This is a genomic window from Meridianimarinicoccus marinus, from assembly GCF_040689105.1.
GTDB classification, from domain to species: domain Bacteria; phylum Pseudomonadota; class Alphaproteobacteria; order Rhodobacterales; family Rhodobacteraceae; genus Meridianimarinicoccus; species Meridianimarinicoccus marinus.
Genome location: NZ_JBFBVU010000052.1, coordinates 1 through 11,157 on the forward strand (window position 1 = coordinate 1; position 11,157 = coordinate 11,157).

Annotated in this window: 9 protein-coding genes and 2 pseudogenes; 9 read left to right on the top strand and 2 right to left on the bottom strand. The window is 60.2% G+C overall.

All coding sequences use genetic code 11. The features are described from left to right. Window positions 1-155: 155 nt before the first annotated feature. Complete coding sequence (locus AB0T83_RS19455) at window positions 156-1,589, bottom strand: mannitol dehydrogenase family protein (RefSeq protein WP_366194873.1); 1,434 nt, start codon at window positions 1,587-1,589, stop codon at window positions 156-158. Continuing rightward, window positions 1,586-2,776, bottom strand: coding sequence for a mannonate dehydratase (gene uxuA, locus AB0T83_RS19460; RefSeq protein WP_366194874.1), 1,191 nt, complete (start codon window positions 2,774-2,776; stop codon window positions 1,586-1,588). Before uxuA ends, AB0T83_RS19455 begins: the two co-directional genes overlap by 4 nt. 696 nt (window positions 2,777-3,472) lie before the next feature. Here uxuA and AB0T83_RS19465 point away from each other — a divergent pair. The 9 genes and pseudogenes from AB0T83_RS19465 (at window position 3,473) to AB0T83_RS19505 (ending at window position 10,970) form a co-directional block, all read left to right on the top strand. Next, complete coding sequence (locus tag AB0T83_RS19465) at window positions 3,473-3,808, top strand: LysR family transcriptional regulator (RefSeq protein ID WP_366194879.1); 336 nt, start codon at window positions 3,473-3,475, stop codon at window positions 3,806-3,808. Window positions 3,809-3,939: 131 nt separating this feature from the next. Further along, window positions 3,940-4,389 (top strand): substrate-binding domain-containing protein, encoded by a 450-nt coding sequence (locus AB0T83_RS19470; protein WP_366194880.1) that lies wholly within the window; start codon window positions 3,940-3,942, stop codon window positions 4,387-4,389. A gap of 197 nt (window positions 4,390-4,586) precedes the next feature. Next, complete coding sequence (locus AB0T83_RS19475) at window positions 4,587-4,823, top strand: sulfatase-like hydrolase/transferase (protein ID WP_366194875.1); 237 nt, start codon at window positions 4,587-4,589, stop codon at window positions 4,821-4,823. 4 nt (window positions 4,824-4,827) lie between these two features. After that, window positions 4,828-5,400, top strand: a pseudogene (locus tag AB0T83_RS19480) (tripartite tricarboxylate transporter permease); the annotation flags it as partial. Next, on the top strand, window positions 5,384-6,331 hold the full coding sequence (locus AB0T83_RS19485; RefSeq protein WP_366194876.1) for a tripartite tricarboxylate transporter permease: 948 nt from the start codon (window positions 5,384-5,386) through the stop codon (window positions 6,329-6,331). The pseudogene AB0T83_RS19480 and the gene AB0T83_RS19485, both read left to right, overlap by 17 nt. Window positions 6,332-6,479: 148 nt before the next feature. Then, the gene (locus tag AB0T83_RS19490; RefSeq protein ID WP_366194877.1) at window positions 6,480-7,409 is read left to right on the top strand and encodes a sulfite exporter TauE/SafE family protein; all 930 of its coding nucleotides are present in this window, start codon (window positions 6,480-6,482) and stop codon (window positions 7,407-7,409) included. 23 nt (window positions 7,410-7,432) lie between these two features. Continuing rightward, window positions 7,433-8,161 (top strand): TIGR02186 family protein, encoded by a 729-nt coding sequence (locus AB0T83_RS19495; RefSeq protein WP_366194878.1) that lies wholly within the window; start codon window positions 7,433-7,435, stop codon window positions 8,159-8,161. 37 nt (window positions 8,162-8,198) lie between these two features. After that, window positions 8,199-8,484, top strand: a pseudogene (locus AB0T83_RS19500) (IS5/IS1182 family transposase); the annotation flags it as partial. A 1,286-nt stretch (window positions 8,485-9,770) separates the two neighbouring features. Next, window positions 9,771-10,970: an ABC transporter substrate-binding protein gene (locus tag AB0T83_RS19505; RefSeq protein WP_435891199.1), complete on the top strand. Its 1,200-nt coding sequence runs from the start codon at window positions 9,771-9,773 to the stop codon at window positions 10,968-10,970. The last annotated feature ends 187 nt before the right edge of the window (window positions 10,971-11,157 follow it).

The following is an 11,157-nucleotide window of genomic DNA, read 5'->3' on the forward strand; positions in this document are numbered from 1 at the left end:
GCTATCTAAGTCCTATGACCTTCGAGGAGCGAGCTATGAAAGCTTAAGTTGCCGTCCACGAAACCGGCAGCAGGCCACTTGTCAGCGAGCACACCAAGCGTAGTACCTTGGCACGACGGATGGCGACCGGACGTTAGCCACGATGCCGCCATCGCTTAGTCCATACTGTTGAGCGCAACCGCAGCAGCAGCCCGTGCCCCGACTCGATCAAGCAACGAGAGGAGTTCTACCGTGGCTCGGAGAAACCGGGCATTATCAAGCACTCCGTGATGGGCGAGGCCGGCAAGCCCCGCGATGGCGGCCACGCGTGCAGCCGGACTGTCTTCTGAGGCCGCGAGGGCTCTGCGAATGTTGTCCGCCAACGGGTCGTTCAGGTCGATCCCGCGACCATTATCATCGCGCCCGCCGGCGAACTTGATCCAGGCGGCGGTGGCAAGAGCGAATGTCCCGATCCCGCGCTCCGTGTCGAGTTGGGTGCGAGCGGGAGCGAAGATCCGCTGCGGCAGCTTCTGGCTACCGTCCATCGCGATCTGCAGACAGCGGTGATCAATGGCCGGGTTAGCGAAGCGGGTGATGAGCGCGTCGGCATATGCGTCGGGGTCTAGGCCCGGCGCCGAGTATAGCGTTTCGGCGGAGTCGGCCATGTGCCGCCGCACCACGGCGCGCCGACCGGCGTCACCGACCACGTCGCGAACCGCCGGGTACCCGGAGAGCGCACCGAGATAAGCGATGAGCGAATGCGAACCGTTGAGTAGCCGCAGCTTCATCGTCTCGAAGGCAGCGACATCCGGCACGATCAGGGCGCCGGCTTCTTCCCACGCCGGGCGCGGCCCGGCAAAGTCATCCTCGATCACCCATTGGCGAAACGGTTCAGTCTCGATCGCTGCCCGATCGACCTTGCCAACTTCGGATTCGACCAGTTCGAATGTCTTATCGGTCGCGGCGGGCGTGATTCGGTCGACCATGCTGTTGGGGAACCTGCAGGTGTCGGCAATCCATCGTGCGAGGCTGGGATCTGCCTCTTCGGCAAATTCTGAGACCAGCGCGCCGAGCAGTCGCCCGTTCTCGGGAAGGTTGTCGCAGGACATCACCGTTAGTCCGCCAAGGCCGGCCGTCCGCCGTTTGGCCAGCCCGGCTGTGATCAGGCCGGCGAGGCTCTGCGGCGGCTCGTCCGGCGCAAGCAGGTCGTGTGCCACGCCAGGATCGGAAAGGTTCAGCCGCCGTTCGGCGCTGGCACCGTAACCCTTTTCGGTCACGGTGACCGTAACAATCCGGATCGCGGGGTCGGCCATCCGACTGGCCACCTCCTGCACTCGACCGGGCAGCGCGCGGGCCTTCCGGATCACAGTCATCTCGAGAATCCGCGGCCCTTCCGGGCGTCGTTCGATCAGGCTGTAGGTCCCGTTCTGTCGATTCAACAACTCTGCCAGCGCGGGGTTGCGCATCGATACCGCCTCGATCCCCCAGTCGCCGCCCGCTTCTGCGATCGCATCCTGGGTAAATGCCGCCTGGTGCGCGCGATGGAAGGCACCGAGACCGAGGTGGAGGATTCCGACGCCAAGCGTGCTGGGCAAGGGTGAACGGATCATGCCGCACTCCCATGGTCGAGCGCCATCATCGCGCCTCGCAATTCGGCGAGCCCCTTCAGTCGACCGATTGCCGGGTAGCCTGGGGCACTGGCGCGATGCCGGTCGTCGAGGATGTTCTGGCCATGGTCAGGACGCATGGGGATCTGCCAGTCGTTCCGTCCTTCTGCCCGCCGGCGTGCCTGCTCCTCCAGCACTGCCTTGATCACCGCGATCATGTCCGTCGATCCACCGAGGTGCTCATCCTCGTGGAACGAGCCGGGCACCGTGCCGTCCTCGAGCCGGACATTGCGCAAGTGCAGGAAGTGCACATGCCGGCCGAGCCGTTCCATCATTCCGGGCAGGTCATTGTCGGGGCGTGCACCGAGGCTTCCTGTACAGAAGGTGATGCCGTTCGCAGGTGACGGTACCGCATTCACGAGCGAGGCAAAGTCCGCCTCTGTTGACATGATCCGCGGCAGGCCGAGAAGCGGCCAGGGCGGATCATCCGGATGGCAGCAGAGTCGCATGTCGAGCCTTTCGGCGGTAGGAACGACCTTCCCAAGAAATGTGACCAAGTTGGCACGCAGGCGCTCGGCGTCGACCTCTGCATAGACGCCGAGCCGCTCGCGCAATGTCTGCGGTGTCCAGCGTTCCACTGTGCCCGGCAGGCCAGACAGGATGTTCCGTGTGAGCCGGTCACGGTCCTCGCTGGTGAAACTGTCCGCCCGCGAGCGTGCCGCGGCAACAATGTTGTTGGGATAGTCGGCCACGGCCCCCTCCCGATCGAGCACGAACATGTCGAAGGCGGCGAAGTCAATCAGGTCGAAGCGGAGAGCGGTCGCTCCCGATGGCATCGGAGCGGCGAGATTGGTCCGAATCCAGTCCAGAACCGGCATGAAGTTGTAGCAGATTACCGAGAGTCCTTCAGCGGCGAGGTTTTCCAGCGACGCAGCCCAGTTGGCGATAAGCTTGGCTGATTCCGGGGCTCCGGTGCGGATCGCTTCGCTGACCGGCAGGCTCTCGACCACATCCCAGGTGAGCCCCGCGGCCTCGATCACCTCCCGACGGGCGCGGATCTCTTCGCGCGGCCAAACCTCGCCCGGCGGGATCTGGTAAAGGGCAGTCACGATGCCAGCGGCACCCGCCTGCCGGATCTCTGAAAGGGTTACGTTGTCTTCGGGGCCGAACCAGCGCCATGATTGTCGCATCTTTTTCTCCGTTGTGATGTTGGCCGTTCGGGAAAATCGCAAGCGCGGCGCCGGAACGCTGACCGGGTAGACGCCGTAGGTCCGTGAAGACCGGCTTTTTCAGCAAAGTAAGTTGATCGAGATGAGGCGCAGGCAGGACCGGGGGATCCTCGATTTTGAAGCAGTCACTGCTTTGCCGGTCGGCCATGATCAACAAAACGTTCGGGCGCGTGTCGGTCAGGGTCTCCTTCAAGTTTTCAGCAAGCGTTGGCAATCCACGTTCGACGGCGCGGGACCGGGCAATCTTGCTCCGTCCCCGTCGCCGAGGAAAATGAATGTTCGTTCTGTGCTATTCCCACTAGGAATACGCGGAAAAACCTTCCCGGCTTCCTGCCACCGGGCCGTTTCCATCGGTATTGGCGCATCGGTCCCGCTGCGACTTTGGCTTAACGGATCGCGAGCAGCCATGGGATGCAGGTGCTACGAGATGACCGAGGGGCACCGATCCAAGATCGGTGCAGGAATAGGTGTGAACTCAGGCTCAGGGTCGGGTAGAAACCGTACTTCTGGCAACGAGTTTCGACGAGACCGCCAATTCGCGAAAATGATTGGGCTTGCTGGGTATTCCCCTTGGGAATAGGCTTAGCGCTCCGCGGCGATGGTGATAGGAAGTTCCGTGAATTGAGCCCGACGGGTGGGAGGAGCTACATCGTGAAAATGCAAATGCTCTCTCGGCTCGAGCACTTTCTTGTCGTCGTGCGTCACGGGAGCTTCAATGCCGCTGCGCGTGCCGAAAATATAACCCAATCAGCACTCACCAAGTCGGTCAGGCATCTTGAGGCATCTCTTGGTGTCGAGCTTCTCTATCGCCAGTCGACCGGCGTCGCCCTGACCGAACCGGGCCGGACATTTCATCGCCGCGCAATTGAGATCGAGGCGTCCTGGAACGCCGTGCTGACCGAACTTAACGTGATGTCCGACGGGCTTGGCGGCCAGTTGCGCATCGGTGGGGGGGCCGGTCTATTCGACGGTCTATTTCCCGCGACTTCTTGACGATTTGATGGAGACCTTTCCGGGGCTTGAGATTGTGGTGTCGACGGGAGCGGCATCGGAGTTGCTGCCAGCCCTGAAGAGGGGGGACATCATCTGTTGCGCTGGCGGCGTTCCCGGCCCCCAGGGACGGGATAGGCCGCGATTTCGAAACGATACCTCTTTACAGTCAGGCCAACGTGCTTTTTGCGGCGCAAGATCATCCGCTCTTCCGCAAGGAGGCAATCCGCCCGGAAGATCTGCTTGAGTATCCGTGGCTGGCGCTGTTCGCCGTCAACATCGCGCTTGCGGGGATCGATGCCTATTTCTCGCGCCACGATTTGCCGAACCCGCAGGTCGCGATCCAATCCAACTCAATCCAGATCGCGCTCAAGATGCTGACGGATCATCAATGCATCGCCTGCATGCCCGCGCCTCTTGTGGAAGCGTTTCCCGACGCCGGCCTGCGTGAGATCGACATCGAGGGCTTTCGCTGGGAAGTCCCGACCGGGCTAACCTATCGCAAGAATATGGCCGATTTCGCGACCATCGCGCGGATCTGCCGCCTGCTGAAGCGAGAGACGCGCAAGCACGCGGCGCGCTGACGGCTCCATGCCGTCGCTCAAACCAATAAATTTTCATGAGTTTCTCTGTATTTGATCGAATCCTTGTTGCACCCTCAAAGGGAGGAAGAACGGAGAGCACCATCCGTCAGCACTATTCCTTCTGGGAATAGGGCGGCGCGTAACGTCATTTCCGCACCCGTGGGTCTTCTGGCTACCACCGGGGCAGGGAGGACGAGATGAAGACCGTTTTTGTATTATTCGATTCGCTGAATGCCGAAGCGCTTCAGCCCTATGGCAGTCGCTCGATCCGCACCCCGAATTTCGCGCGGTTTGCGCAACGGGCGGTCACCTTCGACAATCACTACGTCGGGTCGCTGCCCTGCATGCCCGCGCGCCGCGACATGCATACCGGGCGGTTGTTCGATCAGGCACTCGGTCTTCGGGTTCTGTCCCTGCCAATCTGGATGCGATAGATACATGAGTATTCTTCTGGACACCTTGAGCGGCCTTGCGGCATCGCCAATCGTTCTTGGTCTGATTTTTCTCGGAATGATGGTGGGAGTGATCGTCGGCATGATGCCGGGTCTCAATGCCACAATGGCAATCGCGCTGTTGCTGCCCGTCACCTACCAGATGGATCCGATCCCCTCGATCAGCATGTTGGTGGCCATCTTCGTCGGCGGCATCACTGGCAGTTGTATTTCTGCGATACTTCTGCGGATACCCGGAACGCCAAATTCCGTGGCGACGATTGAAGACGGCTTTGCCATGACACAGAAGGGGCAGGCAGCCCGCGCGCTCGGCCTTGCCATCTGCGCCACGGTCTTCGGCACCATCTTCAGTGGCATCATCCTGATGACCTTTGCCCCGACGCTTTCGGGGTTCGCGTTGAAGTTCCACTTTCCCGAATACGTCGCGGCCTTTCTTTTTGCCCTGAGCGCCGTAATCGCGGTGAGCGGCGATAGCCTTCTGAAGGGCCTCGTCTCGGCACTGCTGGGAACGCTGGTGGCGACCGCGGGGATTTCGGAAATAGATGGTCTGTCGCGTTTCGATTTCGGTTTTTCTGAACTTTTTGGCGGGCTTTCCATTGGTGCCGGCATTGGTCGGCCTGTTCGCCGTTTCGCAAATCATGCGCGACGCGCTGGATCGGGACGTCGGGCCGCGGCCGCCGAAACAGAAGATCGGCTGGCGCGCCATGCTGCCGCCTGCCAAGGGGCTCATCGGGCACCTTCCCAACGCGACCCGATCTGCCATGATAGGGACCAGCGTTGGTATCCTCCCGGCAGTCGGAGGCGGGCCCGCTGGGCTGATCTCCTATGCTCAGGCGCGGAACACCTCGAAAGATCCGGGAAGCTTCGGCAAGGGGGCCGAAGGTGGCGTGGTCGCGGCTGAGGCGGCGAACAACGCGACTGTCGGCGGCGCACTCATAACCGCGCTGACGCTGGGCATTCCCGGCGACACCGTGACGGCCATGCTGATCGGCGCGCTGACGATCCAGGGGGTGCAACCGGGTCCGCTGATGTTCTCCAACTCGCCAGAGATTGTCTATGCGATCTACACCTCGGTGATGGTGGCCAGCGTAATGATGTTCTTCTTCATGCTGGGCTCGACCAACGCTCTCGTCCGGCTGCTGGAAGTTCCCAAGCCGATCCTGCTGCCGGGACTGTTCGTAATCGCTTGCGTCGGCATCTATTCCTTGAACGGACGGATGTTCGAGGTTTGGATTATGTGCGGGTTCGGCCTGCTCGGATTCTTGCTGGAGCAGTATCGCTATCCGCTCGCGCCTGTCATCCTGGGATTTCTGCTTGGCCCGCCGTTAGAATCGAACCTGCGGCAAATGCTTGGCCAATATGAAAGCATGATGCCCCTTGTGACCCGGCCCATTCCCATCGTCCTTCTGTGTGGATCGGCAGTCTTCGTAGTGGTCTCACTCAGGTCTCGCCGCAAGCAGAAGCTCATGTCGCGGGAAGCGGACGGATAGTGCCTTTCGGAACGGTTTCCGGCAGCCTGCACTTTTTAGCGGGCATGGCGGGAACCGTTGGTCCGGCAGAGACGTTTGGGTCGCTGCCCCAGGCTTCCGGACCCGACGAAATCGCGTCCGACGACGTTGCAACCAACAAGACGCATGAATGCTGATCTATCTGCCAATCGCCGAGACGACGGTCAATCTATTCCACCTGGTGGGGTTGGGGATCGTGGTGGGCAGCATATCGGGACTGTTTGGCGTTGGTGGCGGGTTTCTATTGACGCCGTTCCTTCTCATCTACGGCGTGCCTCCGCAGGTGGCCGTGGCATCGGTCGCAGCCCAGGTGGTGGCATCCTCCACATCCGGCGCGCTGTCCCATTATCGCCGGAGGGCCGTAGATCCCAAGTTGGGCGCTGTTCTGGTCGGGGGCGGAATTGTCGGGTCGCTCACCGGCGTGGCGGCCTTCGACTGGCTTAGTAGGGTCGGCCAACTCGATGCGATGATCGGCATCGGTTACCTGACGCTCCTCGGATCCATCGGGACCATCATGCTGGTTGAGACCACGCGCTTCATTCTGCGAGGAAACCGTACACAACCGACGGCACGCCGACTCAAGCGGCGTGGCTGGATCGAGGCAATGCCACTGAAGGTTCGCTTCCGTGTCTCCGGGCTCTATATGTCGGTGTTCAAGGTGCTGCTGGTCGGCTACATGATCGGCCTGATCGGAGCGTTGCTGGGCATTGGCGGCGGGTTCATCCTGGTACCAGCGCTGCTCTATGTGCTGCGAATGCCGTCAAAATACCTGGTAGGGACGTCGCTTTTGCATCTCACGGCGGTTATGGCGGTGACGTGTTACCTGCACGCTTGGCGGTCCGGTTCGGTGGATATCCTGCTGGCCTTTTGCCTGATGATCGGCAGCGTGGCCGGCGCGCAAATCGGGACGACCTTCGGCCGGCGCCTTCCGGCAGAGCAACTCCGTCTGCTGCTGGCGCTAATCGTTCTGGCGGTCGCGGCGCGATTCGCGGTGGGGTTGTTCCTCTATCCGGGAAACCTGTTCGAAACGGTGGAAATCCCGGCGAGGCTGCTGCCGTGATGCGGTCTTGCCTCATTTTGCTATTGGCCCTGTTCCTGAGCATGGGGGTGGTGGCGGCCCAGACCATTGAGCTGGCGATCTCCGATCCGGAAACCGAAATCGACTCGCAGTTCAGCGGCGAGCCGATCACCCTCTTCGGCAGCATTTCCGAGGTGCCGTCCAGCCTCAATCAGACCCCGTTCGATGTGGTCGTGACCGTACGGGGGCCCGTTCGGAACCGTGCCGTCTATCGCAAGGCCCGACGAGCTGGCATGTTTCTGACAGAAAGCCGGGCGTATTACCGACTATTGCCAGACACCTATTTCGTTCTGTCGAACGATGCGCCCGAAAAGATCGCCGATGTCTCTACCCGGGCCGAGTTAAGACTTGCTCCTATGGATTGGATCCTCCGCGCCCGCATCGGGCGGTCGAAGCTGCCGGATTCCTACGACACGGCCCTGCATGACCTACTTTTGTCGCGTGGACAGTTCGAACTGAAGCCGAATGCGGTACGTTTTATATCACCGACATTCTTCGCGGCGCGGTGGAGGCTTCCGAATTTCTCGAAGCCAGGGGTTTACACGGCGGACGCGTATCTGTTCGCGGATGGCGTTTTGGTCGGACGTACCAACTACACCTTTGGCGTGCGCTTGACCGGTTTCGACTTGAAGTTGTGGATCTTGGCGCGAAACCAACCCGCAGTCTATGGTCTCCTAACTGTCATCATCGCTGTTACCATGGGCTGGGCGGGGTATGCCGCTTTCCGCCGATGACGTGCGGGCCAAGGCAGTTGGCCAAACTCAGTGCGCCCGCCGGAATGGACGACTGTGGAAGGAGGACGGCCCTGTCGCCAAGGCTCGCAATGAGATTCTGCCTGCTTCGAAACACTTCGGCAGATCTTCTTTGGAAGCGATGGAGCGGTTAACATATCCGAAGTCGCGTGGAAGCCAAGATGCGATGCCTCAAGGCGTTCGGTGAACGAATCTTGGCGAGGGTTCCCGACCGACAGATCGCCGAAACTCACGTCCGCATCGCTCTCATGAACCGCTTGTCAGCTCTCGGCACGACTGTGATCGTTTTTGATGAATGGCAATAGAAGGGAAAGGGGAAGTTCGCCCTCACGCCGAGTTACGGAACAAAGCCGTCGAAACGTCCCGCTGAGCCTATCTGATTGAAGAAAATAGGAAGAAAAGTTGCCGCCGAGGATGCTGCGGCTGGTTCAGGCGACTGCTTTGGCGATGTCGTAGTGCGGCTTTTCAACGTCGCGATTGACCGGAGTGGGCCGTTCACGCTTGTTTGGAGCGATCGGTAGAGAGGTTGGGAGGTTCGCGCGCCACCTGCCCGAGAGGTAGACTGCGGACGGCAGCATTGGGGTCAACCCTTCTGGAGCGAAATCGAACTCGTGGTTTATCCAGCTGTACGAGTGGCGACGAACGTTCGATTTCTGTTCCGTCTCGCCGAGAGTCACTGGCGTCCAACCACTGTATATTGAATGTATAGAATTCGAGCAAAACCAGATGCTTACAGAAATTTCACCAAATCGGCGCAGTCAACAGGTCCAGAGAATAGCGGCCCCGAGAGAATACTTCCCGGCATTCTGGCGCTGGGGGAGGTGAATGGCCCGCCGCGCATAACCTTCTAAAACAACGGAAAAATCCAGCTGAAGCCGGATCGGGAGAACAGTTGTTCGGTGTCAAGTGGCGGAGGGGACGGGACTGCGGTCGAACGTTCTCTGACCCCAACGTCACAACTCCGAGATCATACTCGGATCATCACCTGAAGGTCGTAGGTTCAAATCCTACCCCCGCAACCAGAAATCCTACACGATATCAAAGATTTGAAGTCGGCTTCGGCCGATCAAGTTTTTGATGTCGCGTTTTACATCAACGCCACATCAACGTTTGACGAGTCCACCAGTTGGAACCACTGGAATTGATGCTCCAGATGGATCCCCGTCCCGGTGTTCGCCCGTCCAAGGATCCATGTTCCTAGCCAGTTGATGGTAGAACGCCTAACGCTTCGACCCTTCCTCCGTCCAAGATCCAGCCTGCAAGACTCAAAGCGGACATGGGCGAGCGTGTATCGCTCGCGTGTTCGGTAGCGTCGATTGTGACGTGAACGGCCCGGAGCAGCCACTCACGATGGATGCCCGAATGTCAGGATTGGCGAGTGCCGAGTATCAGCGGCACCCTGAAGTCCGTTGTTGCCATCTGAGAACCGGAGGGAACCCAACCGGAGGGACAGCCTTGCGCGAAACGACCATCGGCTGCGTTGGCCGAGCCGTCCGGAATTGCGAAGAACTCGTGAGTTCCGTTTGGTTTGACGTTGACGATTGTCGCCTAGTTTGACGATCTATCGAACTAAACTTGTTGTGGAGGCCAAATGCTTCAACCAAAGTTGATCTCAAGGTTGTCGGCGGCCTTTGGTTTTGTGATGGCGACAGCCGGCGTTGCGCAACAGAGTGACGAGATAGGTATCGGGCTCCTGCTCGGGTTCACCGGGCCTATCGAGTCTCTGGCGGCTCCGATGGGAACTGTGGTGAAGTTGGTCACCCAGGAGGCGACCGAGAGCGGTGTGTTTCTGGGTGGTGCAAGAGTGACGTCGTATCTTGCCGACACCGCTTGCACGGACAATGCGCTTGCGGTTGCGAGTGCTGAGCGCCTTATCGCGGCTGGCGTGGCGGGGTTGATCGGTGGCGCGTGCTCTGGTGCGACAGCGGCTGTCCTGCAAAATGTCGCCATTCCCAATGGTATCGTCATGATCTCTCCCGGTGCGAGTTCGCCCAGTTTAAGCGTGATGGAAGATAAGGGACTCTTCTTCAGGACTGTGTCGCCGGATAATCGCGAGGGCCAGGTCATGGCCGACGTGCTCATCGATCGTGGCATTCGGTCGATTGCACTTACCTATGCCAACAATGATTACGGCGTCGGGATGTCGGATGCGATCGTGAGCGCCTTTGAGGCCGCGGGTGGCGAGGTCACGATCAAGGCGGCCCATGAAGATGGCAAGGCGGACTACTCGGCAGATGTCGCGGTACTCGCAGCGGCGGGAGGCGATGTTCTGGTCGTCGCAGGTTATATCGACCAGGGCGGGCTTGGCATTGTGCGCACAGCATTGGACCTTGGAGCATTCGACACGTTCGGCCTTCCGAGTACCATGGTGGGGCAGAGCCTTGTCGAGAGCGTCGGACCCAGGCTTGAGGGGTCCTTCGGGCAGGTTGCAGGAAACGAGAGCGAGGGCTTGGCCATGCTGGCGGAGCGCGCCGGCAACGAAGTTGATGGAACGCTTCCATACGTTGCCGAAGTCTATGATGCAGCGGCTCTGATGATCCTTGCGATGCAGGCCGCGGATTCTGCGGACCCGGCGCGCTACGGCCCGAGGGTCTGGGACGTTGCGAATGCACCGGGCGTGAAGATTTTCCCAGGCGAGTTGGCCAAGGGGCTGGAACTTCTCGCCGAGGGGGTGGAGATCGACTACGTCGGCGGCTCAGAGGTCGAGCTGATCGGCTCCGGGGAAAGCGCCGGTTCTTTCCGGGAAGTCGAAGTTCGGGGTGGTGCTTTTGTGACGATCGGATATCGCTGAAGAACGCGGCTTCGGCGTTGGTGAAGTACGTCGGTTTCAGTTCGTTTTGCCGAGAACGGGCAGATGGGCTGTTCAGGCTTGGTTTGTGAGAAGCCACGGTCGCCGGCCATTTGAACCGCACCGGGTTTGCCGGAGGCTGATTTGTCTTAGTTACGCGGCCATGTCTGATCTTTGCAGTGCAGCGTAG

Excerpts from the sequence above, each read along its gene's own strand:
- AB0T83_RS19475 (WP_366194875.1), top strand. The coding sequence starts at position 4,587 with ATGAAGACCGTTTTTGTATTATTCGATTCGCTGAATGCCGAAGCGCTT.
- AB0T83_RS19455 (WP_366194873.1), bottom strand. The coding sequence starts at position 1,589 with ATGATCCGTTCACCCTTGCCCAGCACGCTTGGCGTCGGAATCCTCCAC.
- AB0T83_RS19505 (WP_435891199.1), top strand. The coding sequence starts at position 9,771 with ATGCTTCAACCAAAGTTGATCTCAAGGTTGTCGGCGGCCTTTGGTTTT.
- uxuA (WP_366194874.1), bottom strand. The coding sequence starts at position 2,776 with ATGCGACAATCATGGCGCTGGTTCGGCCCCGAAGACAACGTAACCCTT.
- AB0T83_RS19490 (WP_366194877.1), top strand. The coding sequence starts at position 6,480 with ATGCTGATCTATCTGCCAATCGCCGAGACGACGGTCAATCTATTCCAC.
- AB0T83_RS19485 (WP_366194876.1), top strand. The coding sequence starts at position 5,384 with ATGGTCTGTCGCGTTTCGATTTCGGTTTTTCTGAACTTTTTGGCGGGC.
- AB0T83_RS19465 (WP_366194879.1), top strand. The coding sequence starts at position 3,473 with ATGCAAATGCTCTCTCGGCTCGAGCACTTTCTTGTCGTCGTGCGTCAC.